At 67.0% G+C, this 21,494-nt stretch carries 12 protein-coding genes; 3 read left to right on the forward strand and 9 right to left on the reverse strand.

What is annotated here, in order from left to right; all coding sequences use genetic code 11:
- Window positions 1-101: 101 nt before the first annotated feature.
- The 3 genes from ATSB10_RS00250 to ATSB10_RS00260 form a co-directional block, all read right to left on the reverse strand.
- Window positions 102-1,793, reverse strand: coding sequence for an alpha-amylase family glycosyl hydrolase (locus ATSB10_RS00250; RefSeq protein WP_063669895.1), 1,692 nt, complete (start codon window positions 1,791-1,793; stop codon window positions 102-104).
- A 108-nt stretch (window positions 1,794-1,901) separates the two neighbouring features.
- Entirely contained in the window at window positions 1,902-3,371 is a 1,470-nt protein-coding gene (locus tag ATSB10_RS00255) for an MFS transporter (RefSeq protein ID WP_063669896.1), read from the reverse strand.
- A complete protein-coding gene (locus ATSB10_RS00260; RefSeq protein WP_205631076.1) occupies window positions 3,368-5,575 on the reverse strand; it encodes an alpha-L-rhamnosidase-related protein in 2,208 nt (735 codons plus the stop codon). Before ATSB10_RS00260 ends, ATSB10_RS00255 begins: the two co-directional genes overlap by 4 nt.
- A 480-nt stretch (window positions 5,576-6,055) precedes the next feature.
- Here ATSB10_RS00260 and ATSB10_RS00265 point away from each other — a divergent pair, with 480 nt between their 5' ends.
- A complete protein-coding gene (locus tag ATSB10_RS00265; protein ID WP_063669897.1) occupies window positions 6,056-6,739 on the forward strand; it encodes a LuxR family transcriptional regulator in 684 nt (227 codons plus the stop codon).
- A gap of 55 nt (window positions 6,740-6,794) precedes the next feature.
- On the opposite strand, the gene ATSB10_RS00270 is transcribed toward ATSB10_RS00265, so the two are convergent.
- The 4 genes from ATSB10_RS00270 to ATSB10_RS00285 all read right to left on the reverse strand — a co-directional run bounded on the left by ATSB10_RS00270 (window position 6,795) and on the right by ATSB10_RS00285 (window position 15,071).
- A complete protein-coding gene (locus ATSB10_RS00270; RefSeq protein ID WP_157468948.1) occupies window positions 6,795-8,795 on the reverse strand; it encodes a glycoside hydrolase family 13 protein in 2,001 nt (666 codons plus the stop codon).
- A 113-nt stretch (window positions 8,796-8,908) separates the two neighbouring features.
- Window positions 8,909-10,942 (reverse strand): glycoside hydrolase family 13 protein, encoded by a 2,034-nt coding sequence (locus tag ATSB10_RS00275; RefSeq protein ID WP_063669898.1) that lies wholly within the window; start codon window positions 10,940-10,942, stop codon window positions 8,909-8,911.
- Between the two features lie 134 nt (window positions 10,943-11,076).
- Window positions 11,077-13,458 carry a glycoside hydrolase family 31 protein gene (locus ATSB10_RS00280; protein ID WP_063669899.1) on the reverse strand — a complete coding sequence of 794 codons (2,382 nt, stop codon included), beginning with the start codon at window positions 13,456-13,458 and terminating at the stop codon, window positions 11,077-11,079.
- A gap of 35 nt (window positions 13,459-13,493) precedes the next feature.
- Entirely contained in the window at window positions 13,494-15,071 is a 1,578-nt protein-coding gene (locus ATSB10_RS00285; protein WP_063674252.1) for an alpha-amylase family glycosyl hydrolase, read from the reverse strand.
- Between the two features lie 204 nt (window positions 15,072-15,275).
- Here ATSB10_RS00285 and ATSB10_RS00290 point away from each other — a divergent pair, with 204 nt between their 5' ends.
- Window positions 15,276-16,499: a cation:proton antiporter gene (locus tag ATSB10_RS00290; protein WP_063669900.1), complete on the forward strand. Its 1,224-nt coding sequence runs from the start codon at window positions 15,276-15,278 to the stop codon at window positions 16,497-16,499.
- A gap of 9 nt (window positions 16,500-16,508) precedes the next feature.
- Here the strand turns inward: ATSB10_RS00290 and ATSB10_RS00295 are convergent, their stop codons facing one another.
- Together ATSB10_RS00295 and ATSB10_RS00300 are read right to left on the reverse strand one after the other, a co-directional pair.
- The gene (locus tag ATSB10_RS00295) at window positions 16,509-18,020 is read right to left on the reverse strand and encodes a tryptophan halogenase family protein (protein WP_063669901.1); all 1,512 of its coding nucleotides are present in this window, start codon (window positions 18,018-18,020) and stop codon (window positions 16,509-16,511) included.
- A 112-nt stretch (window positions 18,021-18,132) separates the two neighbouring features.
- Window positions 18,133-21,045: a TonB-dependent receptor gene (locus ATSB10_RS00300; protein WP_236886461.1), complete on the reverse strand. Its 2,913-nt coding sequence runs from the start codon at window positions 21,043-21,045 to the stop codon at window positions 18,133-18,135.
- A 50-nt stretch (window positions 21,046-21,095) separates the two neighbouring features.
- Between ATSB10_RS00300 and ATSB10_RS19120 the strand changes: the two genes are divergently transcribed.
- On the forward strand, window positions 21,096-21,353 hold the full coding sequence (locus ATSB10_RS19120) for a hypothetical protein (protein WP_157468950.1): 258 nt from the start codon (window positions 21,096-21,098) through the stop codon (window positions 21,351-21,353).
- Window positions 21,354-21,494: the final 141 nt, after the last annotated feature.

A 21,494-nucleotide genomic window follows, 5' to 3' on the forward strand; every position in this document is an offset into this window, starting at 1 on the left:
GACCGTCGGTTGCCCGGATTCCGCAGGATTCTCATGCCGCTGCATGGCGTGATGAAGAGGGTTTGCCTGACACCCCGGAAGGCGACTTCCGTTGTTTCGCGTCACCGCGCCGGATGGCCGCGCTCTTCCTGCAGCCGGGTCAGCTCGGCCAGCAGGTCGGGGCGGCGGACGCGGGCGTCGAGCAGGTAGACCTGCACGTCGTGCGGACCGACGGTGGCGTCGAGCGCGCCGCCGTCGCCGATGGCGACCGGCCGCCCGTCGCCGAGGAGCGGCTGCCACGTGCCGGACTGCAGCCACTGGCCGACCTTGAAGTCGGCCGGCTGGTCGCCCTTGTTGAGCAGCACCAGTGCGATCTGGTGCACCTTGCCCTGCTGGTAGACGCGGTAGAACGCCGCCTGCTGGCCGGCGAAGCGGATCGGCAGCATCAGGCCGCGCTGCAGGGCCGGGGTCTTCTCGCGCAGCGTGGCGATGGCCTTGAGGTGCTGGTAGATCGGACTCTTCGGCGCCGCGTCGATGCGCGCCTGGCCGAAGTAGTTGCGGTTGCCCTCGTGCTCGGCCTTGCCGCGCTCGAAGCCGATCTCCGAGCCGTAGTAGATCGCCGGGATACCACGCGCGGTGAACAGGAAGTTGTTGGCGTCGATGAAGCCGTTGTCGGTGGCGTTCAACCGCGCCATGTCGTGGTTGTCGTAGAAGGTCACCAGCTCGTACGGGTTCTGGTACGGGCCGTTGGTGAGGTAGAGCCGGTCGAGGATCTGCGCGTAGTCGCTGTCCGGGTGCTCGAACACGTCGCCCATGCGCCCGCGCAAGGGGAAGTCCAGCACGCTGATGCCACCGTTCTGCGGCCAGGTGAACTTGCCGATGTTGTCCGGGCTGTAGTCGAACGCCTCGCCGTACATGAAGAAGCCCGGATGCCTGGCGCGGATGCGCGCGCTGAACTGCTTCCAGAACGTGGTCGACATGTGGCTGATGGTGTCGATGCGGAAGGCATCGCTGCCCTGGTCGATCCACTGCAGGTAGGCGCCGACGAAATAGTCGAGCACGGCCGGGTTCTGGTCGTCGTTGTTGGACAGCTGCACCAGGTCGTCGTAGGCGTGGTAGAAGCGGTGCAGCGGGTTGCGCACCGGGTCCAGCTGGTACGGCGGCAGGTTCTGCTCGTCGGCGATCAGCTTGCCGTCCTTGTCGAAGATCTGCCCGAACTGCGGCTGCTTCACCGGCATGGTGAACGCCGGCGAGCCGTGGTTGAGCACGATGTCCTGCACCACCTTCAGGCCGGCCCTGTGCATGCCGGCGGTGAACTGGCGGTAGTCGAGATTCTTGCTGGGCAGGTGCTCGTCGAGCTTGTAGAAGTTGACGCCCCAGTAGCCGTGGTAGCCGGTCTTGCCGCGGTCGGTGAACTTCGAGCCCCAGCTCACCGGATCACCGCCGGTGAAGGCCTCATCCGGATTGTCGACGATCGGCGTGATCCACACCGCGCCGAAGCCCATACCCTTGATGTAGCCGGCGTTCTCCAGCACGCCCTTGAAGTCGCCGCCGAGGTAGCCGATGTTCGCGCTCTCGCCCTTCGGCGCACCGGGCACCGGGATGTCCCAGGTGGGATGCGCGCCGCCCTGGTCGCGATGATCGTTGGAGGTGTCGCCGTCGACGAAGCGGTCGGTCAGCACGAAGTAGATCGCGTTGGACGCCATCGGTGCGTCGGTGCCGACGAAGACCGGCGCCTTGGCCGGCGCGGCCGCGTGGGCGAGTCCGCAGGCGAGGGTGGCAACGAGGGCGGGCAATAGGCGTTGGCTGGTCATGATGCGGATTCCGTCGTAACGCTGTAGGAGCGCACCCTGTGCGCGACCTCTGTGGTGTTGATCTGCCTGGATAAACGGTCGCGCACAGGGTGCGCTCCTACAGGGGGATCATGCAGTTTCCATCCGCGGCACGCGCAGCGTGCACAGCCCGGCGATGAGCAGGCTGATACCGCCCAGACCCAGCGCCCAGATCGGCTGGTTGTGGAAGAACAGCTTCAGCAGCACGCCGAGCACGCTGGCGGCCATCAGCTGCGGGATCACGATGAAGAAATTGAAGATGCCCATGTAGATGCCCATCTTCGCGGCGGGCAGGTTGTCCGAGAGCATCGCGTAGGGCAGCGACAGGATCGACGCCCAGGTGAAGCCGACGCCGACCATCGAGGCGATCAGCCAGTGCGGGTCACGGATCACCAGGAACGACAGCAGGCCCAGCCCGCCCAGCCACAGGTTCACCAGGTGGCTCATGCGCAGCCCGCAGGCGCGCACCAGCAGCGGGATCACGATGGCGGCCAGCACGCCCACGCCGTTGTAGGTGCCCATCAGTACGCCGGCCCAGTTCGCGCCTTCGTTGTAGGCGGCCGAGGTGGTGTCGGTGCTGCCGTAGAAGCGCTCGGCCACCGCCGGAGTGGTGTTGATCCACATCGCGAACATGGCGAACCAGGAGAAGAACTGCACCCAGTTCAGCCGGCGCATCGGGCCGGGCATGCCGTACAGGTCGCCCATGATCTGGCGCAGCGCGCCCTGGCTGGCGGTGCGGCTGAGCCACACGAACAGTGCGCCGAAACCCACCAGTCCACCGGCCAGCAGGTACAGCTCCTTCTCCAGGTCGTAGTGCAGGATCAGCGCCAGCAGGATCGCGCCCAGGGCGAGGAACAGCGCGCCGATCTTCCACGCGCTGCCGACGACGACCGGCGTTTCGTTGACGTGTGCATCGGCAAAGGATTCCAGCTGCTCCGGCGGATATTCGCGGGTGCTGAGGATGGTCCACAACATTGCGCCGAGCAGCACCACGGCACCGGCATAGAACGAGTACATCACCGAGTGCGGTACCTCGCCGGCCGGCGCGGTGTTGGCCACGCCGAAGTGGGTCAGCACGTAGGGCAGGAACGAAGCCACCACCGCACCGACGCCGATGAACACGCTCTGCATCGCATAGCCCAGCGGCCGCTGCTTCGGCGGCAGCTGGTCGCCGACAAAGGCCCGGAACGGCTCCATCGAGACGTTGAACGAGGCGTCCATGATCCACAGCAGGCCGGCCGCCACCCACAGCGCGGGCGAGTTCGGCATCGCCATCAGCGCCAGCGTGGCCAGCACCGCGCCGGCGAAGAAGTACGGGCGGCGGCGCCCGAAGCGGTTCCAGGTGCGGTCGGACAGATAGCCGATGATCGGCTGCACGATCAGGCCGGTGAATGGCGCGGCGATCCACAGCACCGGGATCTGGTCCACGTTCGCGCCCAGCGTCTGGAAGATGCGGCTGACGTTGGCGTTCTGCAGCGCAAAGCCGAACTGGATACCCAGGAAGCCGAAGCACATGTTCCAGATCTGCCAGAACGACAGTTCCGGTTTCGCCCTGCTCATCGTGGGGTGCCCTTGTCCGTGGAGGCGCCCAGCGGCGCGATCACCATGCCCTTCACGTCGGCCGCGTTGAGCGGGCCGTCGCTGCCGCCCACGCCTCCGGTGTAGTGCGCGAAGTGGCTGAGGTAGCTCATGTTGAAGCCGTCTTCCAGCGTGAACGTGCATGCGGCGCCGGCCCTGGCCGAGAACTCGCCCCAGGTGGAGCGCTGCTCGCGCACGCTGTGCGGCATCACGATCGGCACCCGCTGCTCGGTGGCGCCGTCGCAGCGGATCGCCAGCATCTTCACCGCAGCGGTGATGCCGGTGTTGATCGGGCCGTGGTCGTTCGAATAGTTCAGTGACACGCGGAAGTTGCCGCTGGCCGGGGCGGTCCAGTGCCGTGGCCAGCTGCCATCGACCGGCTGGCCTTCGTCACCGCAGACCGCCGGACTGTGCAGCGACTCCAGGCCGTCATCGCCGACGCGGGTGGCGCTGACGCAGGTAAGGTCGCCACTGCGCGGCAGCGTGCCGGAACCGTCGATCGTCTCCGCGCGATGGCCGTTGACGTACAGCCGCACCTTGCCGTGCGCCTGGACCTTCCAGGTCTTGCCGTCGGCAGCGAGCGCGGGTGCCGGCGGCGCCTCGGGCGCGAACAGCGGCGCGTCGGTGCGCAGCGGGGCGTCCTTCACGGTGATCGCCTTCAGCTGCACGGTGGTGGCATCGCCCTTCGTGGTGATGCGGTCGGCGACCAGCAGGTTGCCGTCACGCATCTTCGGCAGGATCAGCGTGATGTGACGGCCGGGCAGGGCGAGCGAGATGCTGTCGCGGTCGCCGAACAGCATCGGCACCAGCGAGGTCGGCAGCTTGGGCACCAGCTTGCCGTCCGGCTCCAGCCCGAACACACCCTCGGTGACCGCAGCCATGTACGCGGCCACCGACCACAGCTGGCGCGGCGAGTTGACCACCGGCCCGCTGAGCTTGCCTTCGTCCACGTGCTGGCCCTGGGTCAGCAGCTCGTAGTTCTCCAGGTTGGAGCCGTACAGCGAGGCGCCGCGCATGATCGATTCGATCTCGTGCGCGATGCGCGCGGGCTGGTCGACGTCGCGTGCGGCACGCATGGCGTAGGCGCTGACGAACGGCCAGATCGCGCGGTTGTGGTAGATCGGCTGGTCGCGCCGCTCCGGCCACATCACCGGGCTGCCGGCCGGCCAGGTCGGGTAGTTCGCCAGGGTCTGCACGGCGCGCGCCGGATCGGCCACGCCGCTGGTCACCGCCAGGGCGATGCCGAGCAGGTCGTAGGTGTCGTTGGGCGTGCCGTCGCCGCCGATGAAGCTCATGTACATGCCGCGGTCGGCGCGCCAGAAGCGGGCGTTGATGGCGGCCTTCAGCGCCTTCGCCTGGTCGGCGAAGCGGCCGGCGGTCCTGGCATCACCGTGCTGGCGTGCCAGCGTCGCGGCCATCTGCAGCGCCTGGTAATGCAGCACGTTGGTGGACAGCGCGAACGACTGGCCGATGAAGGTGACCTCGTCGAAGGTCCAGGCGGGGTAGCTCTGCTCGCGCCAGTCCATGAAGGAGGTCTCGCCGTGGTACAGGCCCATGTGCGGATCGAAGGCATATAGGCGGTCCTGCGCCAGCGTATCCCCCAGCGCCTTGTACACGTCTGCGGCGAATGCCTTGTCGCCCAGCAGATGCTGCGCGCCGAGGAACCACACCACGCGATCGGTGCTGATCGGCCAGCTGCCGCCAGAGCCGGTGTCCTGCATCACGTACAGGCCCTGTGGTGCGGTGGGCACGCGTACGTCGGAAAGCTTGAACTTCAGGCCGTTGCGGGCGCGGTCGGCGTCGAAGCGCCACAGGCCCAGGTCGGTCGAATACGACAGGTCGCGCGTCCACACGTACGGCCACTTCAGGCCGGTTTCGAAGCAGTGGCAGGGAATCGGCTGGCCGTGGTCGAAGGCGCCGTCACGGATCGCGGTGACCGAGTCCTGCTTCAGGTCGTCCTGCGCCATCGCGTAGAGGCCGTCGAACAGCGGGCTGGCGGTGTCGGCGGCGAAGGTCTGCGGGGCAATCACGCGCTGGCCGAACGGCCAGGCCAGCGTGTAGGCGCCGGCGGCGTCCTGCTGGATCGAGACGTGTACACCGTGCCAGTCGAGACCGTCATGCCAGGCGGGCGCGGCCGGAGCCGCGGTCGCGGCGGCCATCGAGGCGGCCAGCAGTGTGGTCAGCATGCGGGGACCCCGCGCACGGCGTGGGGGAAGGTCGGGTTCATGGTGGCTTCTCCTCGAGCGATGACCGCGACGGATATGTATGTCACGTCGTGGCGACCCCTGCATGCTGCGTACGCAACATGCACCCGCACCGCTGAGGGCCGAGCCCCCCGATGCTAGGGAGCATCGCAGTGCAGCAACCAGCGCCTGCATACGTATTCATGGATGACCATGACACCGGCGGAGCGGAGAGCAGTCGGGGCGACAGGTGGCTCAGGGGATCCGGCGCGGGAAGAGAGGGTATCCGTCCGTGGATGAGTGGTCCCTGGTCCTTTCCCCCGAAGCAGCCTGCGGCGTCGACGGGGTTCCCACCCCGGACACATGCTCGATCAGGCCGCGCCTATTTGAGATCGGATACCATTCCGGATGTAACTGTCATTTCTTACAGGGCGTCGAATCCGGCGTGGAGGGACGACGGTGCGGCAGTGGCGGGAGCAATGCATGGCCCGGCTTGGCGATGCCGAGCCGTCGATGCAGGGGCTGGTGCTGGCCCTGCGCGACATGACGGCCGACCTGGGTTTCGAGCACTGCTCCTTCGTGCTGCGCCAGCCGTTGCCGATCGCCCAGCCGGCCGTCCATTGGGGCAGCACCTATCCCCAGGCCTGGCTCGACCGCTACATGGAGCGGAACTACCTCGAACTCGACCCGCTGGTGCAGCGGGCGCTGGCGAGCGACCTGCCGGTGGTATGGAGCGACCGTTCGATCGATCGCCTGCCGGAGTTCTGGGAGGAGGCCCGTTCGTTCGGCATCAATCATGGCTGGGCGGTGAGCTCGCACGGGCGCGATCGCGGGGTCGGCCTGCTGACCGTGGCGCGCCGGGACGAACCGGTGACCACGCACGAACTGGAGCAGAACGAGATGCGCCTGCTGTGGCTGGCGCACTCGATGCACGGCATGGCCTCGTTGCTGCCGGGTGTGGCCCAGGCGCTGCCGGAGCCGCTCTCCGTGCGCGAGCGCGAGGTGCTGTTGTGGAGTGCGGCCGGCAAGACCGCCGACGAGATCGGCCTGATCCTGGCCATCAGCTCGCGCACCGCGACCTTCCACATCAACCGCTGCATCGCCAAGCTGGACGCCGCCAACAAGACCGAGGCGGTGGCCAAGGCGCTGGTGCTCGGCCTGCTCTGACCGGGGTGAGGGCGGTAACGGGCGACAGGTCCGTCATCCGTTACCGCGCCGCAGGTCATTGCGCCAGGATCGCGCCGAAATGTCCCTGCACCGAGACGGTCACCTCGCCGTTCTGCACCACGTAACGCTGGCCGGTGAGCTGGTCGGTGAGTGTGCTGCCATCGACTACGCTGAGCTGCCACACCGGCAGCGTCACGTCGTACGTGGTGCTGTCGTTGTTGAGCGCCACCGCGATGCGGTTGCTGGCGTCGAACCGGCCGTAGGCGTAGAGCTTGTCGGCATTGTCGGTGAGCAGGGTCATGAACGAGCCGGTGCGCAGCGCCGGATAGGCGTCGCGGATCGCCGTGAGGCGATGGGTGAGCGCGACCGCATGGTTGCCCAGCGTGCCCTGGCTCCAGTCGAACGTGCGCCGGTCGTCCGGATCGGCGCCGCCCTGCATGCCGTACTCGTCGCCGTAGTAGATGGTCGGCGTGCCGACATAGGTCATCTGGAAGATCAGCGCGAGATAGGTCTTCCAGATGTCGCCGCCGGCCCGCGTGGCGAAGCGCGGGATGTCGTGGCTGGACAGGAAGTTGGTCATCGTCTGCTGCACGTTGCCCGGGATGTCGGCGCGGGTGCCGTGCAGCCAGGCGTCGAACGTGGTGGTGTCGATCCCGTTCGGGTGGCCGCCTTCGTCCTCGCCGGTGATCCAGCGCGAGACCGGGTCGGTGAAGCCGTTGTAGTTCATCGCGCCGTCCCACTGGTCGCCGCTGTCGACCCACGGGCCGGCCACGCCCCAGTACTCGCCGAGGATCTCGGCGTCCGGGTTGACCGATTTCACCGCCTGGCGCAGCTCGCGCATGATCTGGTGGTTGGTGTCGTCGTCGCCGCCGTTGCCGCCGGCGTCGAGGTACTCGGCGGCATCCAGCCGCCAGCCGTCGATGCGCCACTTCGGGCCGAGGTAGGTCTGCACCACCGAGTGCGGCGAGCCGTAGATCGCCACGCGCACGGCCGAGCCGGTGCTGCCGTAGTCCAGCTTGGGCAGGGTGTCGTAGCCGAAGAAGCTGCTGTACGTATCGGGCCACTGCTGGAAGGTGTAGTAGCCGTACCACGGGCTGGACTGTGACTCGTAGGCCCCCAACGTCGGCCAGTCGCCGTACTTGTCGAACCACCTGTTGGTATCGCCGGTGTGGTTGAACACGCCGTCCAGGATGATGCGGCCGCGCGGACCGTTGCCCCGGCGCTGGACGTTCTCGATCAGCTCGTGCAGCTCGCCGTTGGTGCCGAACGCCGGGTCCACCTGGAAGTAATCGGCCACGTCGTACTTGTGCACGGTGGGCGCCAGGAAGATCGGGTTGAGATAGAGGATGTCCGCGCCGACGGTGCGCTTGATGTAGCCGAGCTTCCTGCCGATGCCGGCCAGGTCGCCGCCGAAGAACACCAGGTTGTTGTCGCCGCCGGGCGAGGCGAACACGCTGGTGCCCCAGGCGTGCTTTTCGGTGCAGTGGCCCTTGTAGCAGTACTCGCCGGTCCGGATGTCGTTGTGGCGGTCGCCGTTGTAGAAGCGGTCCGGGAAGATCTGGTACATCACGCCGTTCTTCATCCAGTCCGGCGTCTTGAAGCCGGGGACGATGAAGAAGTCGCCGAACGGCTGCTCGCTGTCCCAGATGCCCTGCGCGTTGTACCAGACGGTCTTGCTGCCGTCGTTGATCTGGAAGCGGTAGTACTTCTCCGAACCGGAGGCCGGCACGGTACCCTGCCAGTAGTCGAAGGTGCCGGTGGCGTCGTTGCGCACCCAGTGCATCGGCACCCAGTGGAACTGGCTGTCGGCGCTGTCGTAGTACTTGATGTTGGCGCTGGTGATGTCGCCCTTGAAGGTGCGGAAGGTCAGCGTCACCGGATCGGTGGCGGACGGTTCCGGGGCACTGTCGAACAGCGGCCCCTGATCGTGGAACAGGCCGTTCCACTCCACGTTGTTGTCGTTGCTGGCGGCGTGCGCGTTGCCGGCGGCGCCGACGAAGGCCAGGGCGATGCCCATCGCCAGGGCGCGCAGCCCACGGGACGTGTGCAGATGCATGGTGGTTCCCCCTCGGTGGAGCGGACGCCCCCCGCGTCCGCGCGATCGCGTGGCCGGCCCCCGCCGGCGCGCGCGGGAAACCGCGGCGGCCGGAGCCGCCGCGGGTGGATGGCTCATTGCGCCAGGATCGCGCCGTAGTGGCCGTTGACGGTCAGCGTGACCGCGCCGTTCTGTACCGTGTACTGGGTGCCGGAGATCAGCTCGGTCACCGTGCTGCCGTTGGCCATGCTCAGCTGCCACACCGGCACGGTGATGCTGTGCGAAGTGCTGTCGTTGTTGAGCGCCACCGCGATGCGGTTGCTGGCGTCGAAACGACCGTAGGCGTACAGCTTGTGGGTGTCGTCCGTGAGCAGTGTCATGAACGACCCGGTGCGCAGCGCCGGATAGGCATTGCGGATGGCGATCAGCTTGTGGGCCAGCGCCACCGCGCTGTTGGTCGAGGTGCCGACGGTCCAGTCGAAGGTGCGGCGGTTGTCCGGATCGGCGCCGCCCTGCATGCCGTACTCGTCGCCGTAGTAGATGGTCGGCGTGCCGACATAGGTCATCTGGAAGAACAACGCGAGGTAGGTCTTCCAGATGTCGCCGCCGGCGCGGTTGCCGAAGCGGGTGATGTCGTGGCTGGACAGGAAGTTGCTCATCACCTGCTGCACGTTGGTCGGGTAGTTTGCCCGCGTGCCGTGCAGCCAGCTGTCGAACTGCGACACCGGGATCGAGGCGCTGTTGCCCGAGTAGTCCTGGCCGGTGATCCACTCCGAGACCGGCTGGGTGAAGCCGTCGTAGTTCATCGCGCCGTCCCATTCGGTGCCGTTGTCGGTCCACGGGCCGGCGTTGCCCCAGAACTCACCGAGGATGTCGGCGTTGGCGTTGACCGATTTCACCGCGCTGCGCAGCTCGGCCATGATCTGGTGGTTGACCGCGTCGCTGCCGTTGCCGCCGCCGGCGTCGAGGTACTGCGCCGCATCCAGGCGCCAGCCGTCGATCGAGTAGGGTGGTTTCAGATAGGTCTTCACCACCGACGTGCTCGAACCGTAGATCGCGTTGCGCACGGCCGACCCGCTGGCGCCGTAGTCGAGCTTGGGCATCGAGGAGAAGCCGAAGAACGCCGAGTAGGTGTTCGGCCAGCTCTGGAACGTGTAGTAGCCGTAATACGGGCTGGACTGCGACTCGTAGGCGCCGGTGATGCTGGTCCACCCGTTGTAGCGGTCGAACCATTTGTGGGTGTCGCCGGTGTGGTTGAACACGCCGTCGAGGATGAGGTAGCCCTTCGGCCCGTTGCTGGTGGAGTGGATGTCGGCGCTCAGCGTCTGCAGCGTGCTGTTGCTGCCGAACGCCGGATCCACCGTCATGTAGTCCTCGGTGTCGTACTTGTGGTTGCTCGGCGAGAGGAAGATCGGGTTGAGGTAGATGATGTTCGCGCCGAGCGTGTTCTTGATGTAGCCGAGCTTCTGGTCGACGCCGGCGAGATCGCCGCCGAAGAACACCGCGGTGTTGCAGCCACTGACGTTGGCGTAGACGCTCGAGCCCCAGGCGTGCTTCTCGGTGGCGCAGCCGGAGTAGGTGTACTGGCCGTTGCTGACGTCGTTGCCGGTGTTTCCGTTGTAGAAGCGGTCCGGGAAGATCTGGTACATCACGCCGTTCTTCATCCACGACGGCGTGGTGAAGCCCGGAACGATGAAGAAGTCGCCGGAACTGGGCTCGGACGAGGTGATGCCCGCCGCGTTGTACCAGGCGGTGGCGGTGCCGTCGGTGACCTGGAAGCGGTAGTACTTCTCCGAGCCCGAGGCCGGGATCGTGCCCTGCCAGTAATCGAACACGCCGGTCGGATCGTTCGATGCCCAGTGCATGGCGACCACGTGGAACTGGCTGTCGGCACTGTCGTAATACTTGATGTTGACCCCGGTGACGTCGCCCTTGAAGGTGCGGAAGGTCAGCGTCACGGACTGGCTGGCCGTCGGTTCGACGTGGTTGTCGAACAACGGCCCCTGGTCGTGGAACAGGCCGTTCCACTCCACGTTGTTGTCGTTCGATGCGGCCTTTGCCGAGGGGGCTGCGCAGATGCCGGCCAATATCGCTGCCAGCGCGAGCGGGAGAGTGCGGCGGACCTGCTGCGGGCGCCGGTGGTGCGGGAACCTGGTCTTTCCGAACATCGACTTTCTCCTCCGAAGGTGATCCCGGCCGTCATGGCCGGGACAAATCGGGAGCAAGCGACCCCGTCGGGCGTCTCCCCCGGGGACGCCCGATGCTCATGTCGACAACTCCCTCCGCTGGGACGTGGCCGGACTTATTCCGGCGCGTGCCCCCAAACCAATGCGAACTGCCGTGCCCGGGCCGCAGGCACGCGGATGTAGGTGACGGCGCCGAAGCGGTCGGTGCCGGTGGTCCAGCCTTCCTTCTGACCGGCCTCGAGCGCTTCGAGGCTGGCGGCACGCGGCACTGCCTTGCCGTCCGCGGTGACAGCACTGGCCGCGCCGCCGTGCACCTTGAACAGATAGGTCCTCACCGGCGGCACGTAGCTGCCTTCGGCGGTGGCGGTGCTCACCGTGGCGCCGTCGTGCGTGCGCTGGATGGTCAGCGGTTGCGCGAAGTAGGCGCCGTGCTCGTAGGCGTAGTCGTCGCCCTGGTCGTCGTAATAGGTGAAGTGCGTGGCCTCGGCGGCCGGAAATGCCTCCACCGTCACCTCGGGCACCGGGTGCTGGCCGACGTAGTCCATCACCGGCTGCATCGGGATGATCGCGCCCTCGCGCACGAACAGCGGAATGTCGCTCCAGCCCTTCGCATCCACCGGCACGGTGATGCTCTGGCCGCCGGCGTAGTGCTTGCCGTCGAACCAGCCGGTCCAGTGGCCGGCGGGCAGGTAGATCGTCTTGCTGGTCTGGCCCTCGTCGACCACCGGCGACACCAGCAGGCCCTCGCCGAACATCCACGAGGCGACGTCGTTGCGCACCTTCGGGTCGTTCGGCCAGTCGAACACCAGCGGGCGGACCAGGCCCACGCCGGTGACGTGCCGGGTGTGCTCGTAGCTGTAGATGTAAGGAATCAGCGCATAGCGCAGGCGGATCGCCGCGGTGGCGGCTTTCTCCGCCACCGGGCCGTACACCCAGGGCTGGCGCTTCTGGCCGAACTCGCCGTGCACGCGGAAGATCGGCGTGAACGCGCCGAACTCGATCCAGCGCGCGTAGTTCTCCGGCGTCGGCGTGCCGTGGCTGAAGCCGCCGCCGTCCATGCCCCACTGCATCGCGCCGACGTCGATCGCACTGAGCATGCGCGCGCGCTGGCCGGCCATGCTGTGGAAGCCGGTGGCGATGTCGCCGGACCACATGGCGTAGGCGTAGCGCTGCGCGCCGAGGTAGAAGTTGCGGTTGATCGACCACACGCGCAGCGGCGAATAGGCGCGCTGGCCGTCGTACAGCGAACGCTCCATGTTGGTGAACTGGGTGTCGCTGCCGATGTCGTCGGCCTCGTCGTTCCACCAGCCGATCATGCCGGTGTCGAACGAGTGCTTGAGGTGGTCGTTGAAGAACCACGCACGGACCGCGGGCTTGTCGAAATCCAGCTCGCGGATCGGCTTCTTCGAGAAGTAGTCCGGTCCTTCCTTGCTGGCCGGCGACCAGAAATCATGCGCAGTGGCATAGCGGCCCTCGACCGTGTCCACGTGCACGCGCGGCTTCATGATGCCGGTGAGATGCATGCCGCGGGCGTCGAGCATCTGCTTGAGCTTGCCGTCCGGGCCGTCGGGGAACTTGGTCTGGTTCCAGCGGAATTCGCCCCAGTCCTCGCCCCACGCCTTCCAGTCGAAGTCCAGCGTGAAGTTGTCGATCGGGATGTGCTTGGCGCGGTAGGTGTCGACGATCGACAGCAGTTCCTTCTGGTCGATGCCCCACTGGCTGTTGGTGAAACCCATCGCCCACTTCGGGAACAGCTGCGAGTGGCCGCTGAGGTCCGCCACCGCGCGGAAGATCGTCTTCGGCGCGCCGACGATCAGGTAGTAGTCGGTGTCCTTGCGCGAGCTGCCGCTGGCCTGGATGCGGCCGTGCGCGAGATTGAACTGGCCGCCGAGGGTGTCCACCAGCACGGCGTAGCCGGCGCTGCTCCACACCAGGGGGGCGCCGGCGTGCCCCTGCTCGCCGGCCATGATCTTCTGCTTGCCGTCGCGCAGCAGGCCGGCGCTGACGTCGTCCTGGAAGGCGGTATAGCCGCCGATGCCGTAGAGCGGATCGCTCGCCGCGTGGTCCAGCGTGAAGCCGCCGCTGCGCAGCGAGGCGAGGTCGGCCTGGGTCAGCAGTCCCGCGTGGCCGGGGGCATCGATGCGCAGCGTGCCCTGGCGACGGTCGTAGCGGACGCTGGCGGCATCGGTGGACAGCGTGATCGCGTCCTTTTCGTTCTTCACATGCACGTCGGCGAGCGGCGCGTTCGGCGCCTTGGGATCGAGCACCAGGGTCGCCGGCCCGCTCTTACCGCCGGGCAGGTAGTGCACGTGCACCACGTCCGGCGCGACGAAATCCACGGTCACGCGGTCGGCGCCGAGCGGGATCTGCAACTGCCCGCCGGTCACCGTGGCCGGCGCGGTGGTTGCGGCGATCGCGCTGGCCAGCGGAGTGAGCATCAGGCCGAACAGGGCCAGCGGGGCGAGCGTGCGTTGAAGGCGACGGGTCAAGGCGGACATCCTCTGTACGTGGGGCGTGGCGACCATCGGCGCGCTTACTCGAGCACCACCGACGTGTCGGGGGGAAGGTCGACGCGGTGGTCGTGCAGTTGCACGCCGTCGCGGCTGGCCAGGCGAATCGCATGGAACGGCGACGCGGCGCCGAGCGCCACGGATTGCGGCTGGCCGGACAGGTTGTGCAGCACCAGCACGCGCGAATGCGCATCCCGCAGCTGCCAGCCGACCACATGGGTGTTGCCGCTGGCGAAGGCGGTCAGCGCGCCGTCGCGCAGGGCGCTGACCTGCTCGCGCCAGTGGATCAGCATGCGGTAGTCGGCCAGCAGCGAGCCGGGGTCGGCCAGTTCCGCCTGCACCGACACGTCCGGACCGTTGGCGGCATTGCCGGGCTCCCAGGTGGTTTCGCCCGCGGCGCGCGGCCCGCGCTCCCAGCGCATCGGCTCGCGCAGGTCGGGGTCGGGCTTGACCCCGCGCATGCCCAGCTCCTCGCCGTAATAGATGAACGGGTGACCGGGCAGGGTCAGCAGCATCGCCGCGGCCATGCGCATGTGCGCCGCGTCGCCGTCGAGCTGGCTCATCACCCGGTTCTGGTCGTGGTTGGACAGGAACGGCGCATCGGCGCCCGCATGCCCGGCCTGGGCGGCGAAGCCGGCGTAGCGCTGCTGCAGGCGCTCAGCGAGGTCGCCGGCTGTACCGCTGCGCGCCGCGTCGATCATCCGCGTGGCGAGCGGGAAGTCGAACACCGCGCTGAGCGCGCCGTACCACGGGGCGAGCTGCTGCCAGCTGCTCTCGGTGACCTCGCCGACCACGTAGGTGCCCGGATTCACCGCACGCACCCCGCGCATGAACTGCCGCCACCAGGTGAGGTTTTCCCTGAGAACGTCCGGGTCGCCTTCCTGCGACTGGAAGTTGAGATAGATGTGGCGCGCGGCGTCCAGGCGGAAGCCGTCCACGCCCTTGCGCGACCAGAACTGGCCGACATCGACCATCGCCTGGCGCACGGCGGGGTTGTCGTAGTTCAGGTCGGGCATGCCCGGGGAGAAGATGCCCAGGTAGTGACGGCCATCCGGTAGCGCCTGCCACGCCTTGTCGCCCGCGGCACTGTGCGCGGAGAGGTCGGTGGTCGGCGTGGCCCAGCTGTACCAGTCATGATGCGGATCGTGCGGATCCTGCGCGGCGAGGAACCACGGATGCTCGTTGCTGGTGTGGTTGATCACCAGGTCGATGATCACCTTGATGCCGCGCTTGTGCGCCTCGGCCAGCAGGTGCTCGAAGTCGGCCATCGTGCCGTACTGCGGGTTGATCGCCTCGTAGTCGGTGATGTCGTAGCCGTGGTAGCTCGGCGAGGGATTGATCGGCATCAGCCAGATCCCGCTCACGCCGAGCGACTGGAGGTAGTCGAGCTTGGCGGTGACGCCGTTGAGGTCGCCGACGCCGTCGCCGTTGGTGTCGTACCAGCTGCGTACGAAGATCTCGTAGTAGACGCCGGAACGCGGCGTGGATGCGGCCTGGGCGTGCGCCTGGGTGACCGGGGATAGCGGAGCGGGCGCCGTTGTGCAGCCGCCCAGCAGCAGGGCGGATGCGAGCAGCGACGCGAGCGTGACGGAACGGATCAAGGCAGTCTCCCCGACGATCGGCGGACGCTGCGCGGACGAGATCATGCATCGTCTCGTTCGGACGTCCAAAGCGGCCCCCATGGTAGGCCGGTGCCCCCGTCGTGCGGCCGTGCTGCATACGTATTCATCGGCGTGGTTGTGCGGTTTTCCGTGGTGCAGTGCGGCAGATTCGCAAGCTCTTCACGGCCTGGGCATGGATCGGGGATGATCGCCACTCGCCATCTGCCGAAGCGCTCCATGCACCAGACCGATCTGTTCCTGCTGGCGATGCTGCTGATCCTCGCCGTGCCCTACCTGCTGTGGCGCCTCGGGCGCACCGAGTACGTGGCGCCGCTGGTGGTCGTGCAGATCGTCTGCGGCATCCTGCTCGGTCCCGGCGTGCTGGGTGCGGCCTTTCCCGCCTACTACGCCACGGTGTTCGACCCGGGCGTGATCCAGGCGCTCAACGGCATTGCCTGGTGGGCGGTGATGGTGTTCGTGTGGATCGCCGGCATCGAGCTGGATCTGGGGCAGGTGTGGCGGCAGCGGCGCGAGTGCGGCATCACCGCCGGACTCGCGCTGGGCGTACCGCTGCTGTTCGGCGCGCTGGCAGCGATGGCGTTGCTGCACTGGCGCGACGGCTGGATCGGTCCGCACGGCGCGCGCTGGCAGTTCGTCATGGGTGTCGGCATGGCCTGCGCGGTGACCGCGCTGCCGATCCTGTTGTTGCTGATGGAGAAGCTGGCGATCCTGCGCCAGCCGTTCGGCCAGCGCGTGCTGCGCTACGCCAGTCTCGACGACGTGGCGATATGGGCGGTGCTGGCGATGATCCTGGTGGACTGGCAGCGGATCGGCCTGCAGCTCGTCTTTCTCGTGCTGTTCGTGCCGGTGGCCTGGGCCTTCCGCCGCCTGATGCATCGGCTGCCGGCGGCCGACCGCTGGTACGTGGGGCTGATCTGGCTGGCGCTCTGCGCCCTGGCAGCGGATCGTGCCGGCCTGCACTTCATGGTCGGCGCCTTCCTCGCCGGCGCGGTCACCGATCGCGACAGTTTCGATGGCCCGACCCTGGACCTGCTGCGCCACCACGTGCTGCTGGTGGTGATGCCGGTGTTCTTCCTGTCCACCGGCCTGCGCACGCACTGGAGCGTCGGCGGCGGCGCGGTGTTCGCTGCGGCCGGCCTGCTGCTGGTGGCCGAGGTCGTCGGCAAGCTGGCCGGCGTGCATCTGGCGGCGCGCTGGCTGGGCTGGAGCCGTGGCGAGGCCTGGCTGGTCGGCTGGCTGCTGCAGACCAAGGCACTGATCATGATCATCTTCGTCAACGTGCTGCTGGACCGCGGCATCATCACCGGCGATACCTTCACCGCGCTGCTGTTGATGGCCGTGGCCTCCACCATGCTCACCGTGCCGATGGTGGCGCCGCGATTGCAGCGACTGCGCGCTGCGGGGTAGGGCGCAAGCTCAGCCCATCGCGCGGCAGTGCGTCGCGACGAACTGGCCGTGCTCGGGGAAGGTGGCCACGGCGCGCTGGATCAGCGTGCGCATGTTGCCGAGGAAGCCTTCCAGCTCCGCGGCGGGCAGTCCATCGGCGGCCGGATGCCAGGCCTGCGGGACGATGCCCTGGCCGAGCATGACCTGCAGCCAGCCCACCTCGGTGAACAGTTCCTCACCGTGGCGGAACACCTGTCCGCTGCGGCGGAACAGTTCGATGCGTTCGGCCAGTCCCTCGGGCAGGGCGATCGAGCGGCAATGTCGCCAGAACGCCGTGTCGTCGCGCTCGGTCGCGCGGTAGTGCAGCACCAGGAAGTCGCGGATGCGCTCGTACTCGAACCGCGTCTGGCGGTTGTATTCGTCGCTCAGCGCCGGGTCGCAATGCCTGTCCGGGAACAGCGAGATCAGCCGGCTGATGCCGGACTGGATCATGTGGATGCTGGTGGACTCCAGCGGTTCCATGAAGCCGCTGGCCAGGCCCAGTGCCACGCAGTTGCGGATCCAGAAGCGACGGCGCGCGCCGGTGGTGAAGCGCAGCACGCGCGGCTCGGCCAGCGCCTCGCCGTCGAGGTGGGCCAGCAGGGTGGCGGTGGCCTCGTCGTCGCTGATGAAGCGGCTGCAGAACACGTGGCCGTTGCCGTTGCGGTGCTGCAGCGGGATACGCCACTGCCAGCCAGCGGCGCGCGCGCTGGCCTGGGTATACGGCCGCATCGGTGCCACGCGCTCGCTCGGTACGGCGACCGCGCGGTCGCACGGCAGCCAGTGCGTCCAGTCGTCGTAGCCGGCCTTGAGCGCCCCTTCGATCAGCAGACCGCGGAAGCCGGAGCAGTCGATGAACAGGTCGCCCTCGACCCGCTCGCCTCCCTGCAGTTGCAGCGACTCGATGAAGCCGTTGTCCTCGCGCAGCTTGACGTCGACCACCTTGCCCTCGACGCGCCGCACCTGCCGCGGGTCGCAACGCTGGCGCAGGTACTGGCCGTACAGACCGGCATCGAGGTGGTAGGCGTAGCGCGTACCTGTCATCGGGCTGGAGCCGATCCGGTCCAGTCGGCCGAAACGATGCTGGGCGCAGGCCTGCGCGTTGATCGAATACGACCAGAGGTCGGGCGCGGCCTCGCCGCGTTCCTGCCGATCGCGCAGCCAGTAATGCTGGAACGGCACCAGCCCCAGCGGCAGCCCGATGTCGCCGAACGCATGCAGGTAGGAGTCGCCGATCCGCCGCCAGTCGTTGAACTGGATCGCCAGCTTGAAGGTGCCCTTCACCGCACGCATCAGTTCGTCCTCGTCGATGCCGAGGAAGGCGTTGACGTGGCGGATCTGCGGAATGGTGGCTTCGCCGACGCCGACGGTGCCGATCTCGTCCGATTCGACCAGCGTGATGGCCAGCCGTGGGCCGATGGCCCGGGAAAGCAGGGCGGCGGTCATCCATCCGGCGGTGCCGCCGCCGACGATGACCACGCGCTGGATCGGGTTGGCCTGCATGAAGGAATTCCTGCGCCGTGACGGGAAGCTGATTAGCGTCCCGCCGCCGGCTTGTCAAAAAAAAAAGAGCCCCGCTGGAAACCAACGGGGCTCGGGGAGGAAGCCTTGCGGCTTACTGGAACTTGTAGGAGACGCCCACCTCGTAACGACGGCCGTAGCGTTCCCAGGTCAGCACCTGGCGCGGGTCGTTGTTCTGATAGGTGGTGAAGATCTTGTTCGACAGGTTCGAGCCCTGCGCGATCACCGTCAGGCCGTTCAGCGGGCCGTGGTCGAAGGTGTAGCTGACCTGCGCGTCGTACGTGCTGCCGCCACCCACCGTCTGCTCGATGCGCGAGGCACTGATGCCCGACACCTCGCCCAGGAAGCTGGAGCGGTAGCTGTCGCTGATGCGCGCCTCGAAGCCGGCGTGCTGGTAGTACAGCGTGCCGTTGGCGACCCACTTGGACAGGCCCGGCACCGTGATCGGGTTCGGGTTGCCCGGATAGACCAGCGAGCTCTTGGTGCGGTTGGCGGTGAGGATCGTGCCGAAGCCGTCGAGCGGCTGGGCGATCAGGTTGAACGGCAGGTTCAACGTGACCTGGGCGCCCTTCACGTAGCCGCGGCCGTTGTTAAGGGGGCCGGAGACCGTACCCAGCGTGGTGCCCAACTGGGCAACCTGCGCTGGCGTGAGGCCGAACGGCAGGAACGAGCTGAAGTCGTACAGGAACGCGGAGTTCGGATTGATATAGTCATGCAGCGCGATGAAGTAGCCCGACACCGCGAAGTAGCCGCCGCCGCCGGTGCGGCACAGGTCGGAGTTCTTCTGGTCGCTGGAGCTGCACTGGAAGCCGCTGCCGCCAGAGAAGTAGTGCTCATAGCTGACGTTGTAGTTGTCGGCCATGGTCGGCTTCAGCTTCGCGTTGCCGCCGTCGGCGCTGAAATAAGCCTGGTTCGGATCGGTTGAAGCCAGCTTGTCGATATGGCTGTGCACCGTGACGCTCGGATTCATCTGGTCCATGCGCGGACGGGCCAGAGTGCGGGCCGCACTGACGCGGAAGTCGTCATCCTGGGTCAGGCCGAAGATCAGGTTCGCACTGGGCAGGTACTTGTTGTAACTGGTGCTGCCCTTGACCGGGATCAGGGTGATCGTATTGCCGGTGACCGCGCTGCCCGGCGCCACGCGCTCACCTTCTCCGTACTGAGAGGTGTGCTGCATCTGCACGCCGAAGTTGCCGCGCAGGCTGACGTTGCCCAGGTAGGTGTCCAGGTTGAACTGGAAGTACGGGGTCAGCACCTTCTCCTTCGTCTTCCAGTCCGGAGGAGTGTTGAGCGAGGAGCCGAAGGTCGGCACGCCGACCAGGGTGCCGTTGGCGATCTCGGCCAGCGGGTCGTAGCAGAGCTGCCGGCTGATGCCCATCCAGGCCAGCGGGCTGCAGGTCGAGCCGCTGAACGGCGCGGAGGTGACCGCACTGCCGCCGCTGATGGTGCCGCCGCCCAGGGTCAGGAAGCTCTGGTCGATGTGGTAGGTCTTGTGGCGCTCGCTACGTGCCACGCCGAACTCCAGGCTGGAGAACGGGCCGCTGACGAAGTCACGCTCGACGGCCAGCTTGAGATTGGCCAGGTAGTCGACCGTATGTGGCGCATTGATGAAGCCCGCCTGCACCACGTCGTTGCCGCCGCCCCAACCCTGCGGGTCGGTCAGCACGATGCCGTTGGTGTAGTCGTACGACGGGTTGACGTACAGCAGGCCGTTGCCCTGCTCGACGAAGCCGATCGTGTCGGTCGGGCCGGACTTGTTGAAGCCCAGGCCGGAGTAGCTCTCGAGGTTGATGTCGCGGCGCGTGGCGCGCGAGTAGTTGCCCACGAGGTCGGCCGACCAGTTGTCGTTGATGTGGAACTTGTTGTCCCAGTTGAGGTTGTAGACCCGGGCGCTGGTCTGGTTGTAGTCGTTGCGGATCACCGGCGACAGCGTGGTGTAGGTGCCGCTGGTGATCAGGCCGTTGCTGGCGGTGTAGCCCGGCTGCAGCGTGGCCGAACCCCAGGCGAGCGGCAGCTCCATGCCCTTGGCCTGTTGCACTTCCTTGAAGTTGTCGTACGTCATGTCGATGGTGCCGGTGTAGTGCTCGTTCGGCTCCCACTGGAACGTGGCGAGCAGACCGTTGCGCTTCATCGTGTCGGAGATGCCGTAGTTCTTGGCACCGCCCACCACGCCGTTGCCGGCCGCAACGGAATTGTCGGTCGGGTAGCCCCAGGGAGCCTGGTGCTGGATCTCCGCCGGGTTGGATTCGAAGTCCACGCCCAGGGTCACGCCCATGGTGTGGTCGGCGAACTGGTTCACCCACACACCGTTGAGGTTGTAGCCCTTGTTGCTGACGCCCTTGCCGGGGGACAGCTCGGACATGTCGTTCCAGACGTAGCGCGCGTTGAGTGCGGCTTCCGGCTTGGACTTCTCGAGCGGACGGATGGTCTGCATGTCGACCGTGCCGGCCAGGCCCTGGCCGATCAGGTTGGCCGAGGGGCTCAGGTGCACCACCACGGTGTTGAACCAGCTCGACGGATACTGATCGAACTGCACGTCGCGGTTGTTGGAGGTCGACACCTGCTGGCCGCCATTGACCAGTGCGGTGGAGAAGTCAGGACCCAGGCCGTGGATGGTCAGCACCTGCGGGCGACCGCTGACGGTCTGCACCGCGAGGCCCGGCAGGCGACCCAGGGTGTCGGCGATCGACACGCCCGGCAGCTTGCCGATCTGCTCGGCAGACACGGCCTCGACGATCGAGTCGGCGTTGCGCTTGACCGCAGTGGAGTTCTCCAGGGAGCTGATGAAGCCGCTCACCTCCACCGACTGCAGCTTGGTAGCGCTGCTGGGGCGCTGCTTGCCATCAGCCGTCTTGGTGTCCTTGCCGGCGGCCTGGTCCGAGCTCTGCGAGCTATCGCTGGACTGCTGGCCCGCGGCCGTTGCTGCATCCGCCTGCGCGTGCGTGGCCACCATGAACATGGCCGATGCCAGCGCTGCGCTCAGCAGATTGCGCTTGAGATTCAACATGTACGCCTCCCCTTGGAAAATCGATTTGATTTCGCCGGGAGTACCGTTGGATGAGTGACCCGGTCTGCCCGTTGCGAACGACATTTGTGGTTTGCCGTCGGGGCGGGATGTTAGTCCTGCCCAACTCGCTTTCGCGCAAACCTGCATACGTATTCATAACAACCCGACACGCCGCTATCGCTTTGTTGCAATTGATATTTTTCCTTGCGGCGGCGCAATACAACATGGTTCTGGAAAACGTTTTCACGCAGTCTGTGCATGGCTTTCTGGTGTTGATGCGTTGCCGCAAAACCGGGCTGCCGCGATGACCCTCACCGGCCTCTGCGTCGGGTGGCGGTACATCCGCCACGGAGCAGCGTCGGACACCTTCGGGACATCGTGCATGCGTTCTGCACGGCATTGCCGGAACGGTATGGACGTCCAGACGTCGATATCGCGCCACGCCTTCT

The sequence above is a fragment of the Dyella thiooxydans genome, assembly GCF_001641285.1.
Lineage (GTDB): Bacteria > Pseudomonadota > Gammaproteobacteria > Xanthomonadales > Rhodanobacteraceae > Dyella_A > Dyella_A thiooxydans.

What these genes read in the sequence shown, in the direction of transcription:
- ATSB10_RS00250 (WP_063669895.1), bottom strand. Translation starts at nt 1,793, where the DNA reads ATGACCAGCCAACGCCTATTGCCCGCCCTCGTTGCCACCCTCGCCTGC.
- ATSB10_RS00255 (WP_063669896.1), bottom strand. Translation starts at nt 3,371, where the DNA reads ATGAGCAGGGCGAAACCGGAACTGTCGTTCTGGCAGATCTGGAACATG.
- ATSB10_RS00260 (WP_205631076.1), bottom strand. Translation starts at nt 5,575, where the DNA reads ATGCTGACCACACTGCTGGCCGCCTCGATGGCCGCCGCGACCGCGGCT.
- ATSB10_RS00265 (WP_063669897.1), top strand. Translation starts at nt 6,056, where the DNA reads ATGGCCCGGCTTGGCGATGCCGAGCCGTCGATGCAGGGGCTGGTGCTG.
- ATSB10_RS00270 (WP_157468948.1), bottom strand. Translation starts at nt 8,795, where the DNA reads ATGCATCTGCACACGTCCCGTGGGCTGCGCGCCCTGGCGATGGGCATC.
- ATSB10_RS00275 (WP_063669898.1), bottom strand. Translation starts at nt 10,942, where the DNA reads ATGTTCGGAAAGACCAGGTTCCCGCACCACCGGCGCCCGCAGCAGGTC.
- ATSB10_RS00280 (WP_063669899.1), bottom strand. Translation starts at nt 13,458, where the DNA reads ATGTCCGCCTTGACCCGTCGCCTTCAACGCACGCTCGCCCCGCTGGCC.
- ATSB10_RS00290 (WP_063669900.1), top strand. Translation starts at nt 15,276, where the DNA reads ATGATCGCCACTCGCCATCTGCCGAAGCGCTCCATGCACCAGACCGAT.
- ATSB10_RS00295 (WP_063669901.1), bottom strand. Translation starts at nt 18,020, where the DNA reads ATGCAGGCCAACCCGATCCAGCGCGTGGTCATCGTCGGCGGCGGCACC.
- ATSB10_RS00300 (WP_236886461.1), bottom strand. Translation starts at nt 21,045, where the DNA reads ATGTTGAATCTCAAGCGCAATCTGCTGAGCGCAGCGCTGGCATCGGCC.
- ATSB10_RS19120 (WP_157468950.1), top strand. Translation starts at nt 21,096, where the DNA reads ATGAGTGACCCGGTCTGCCCGTTGCGAACGACATTTGTGGTTTGCCGT.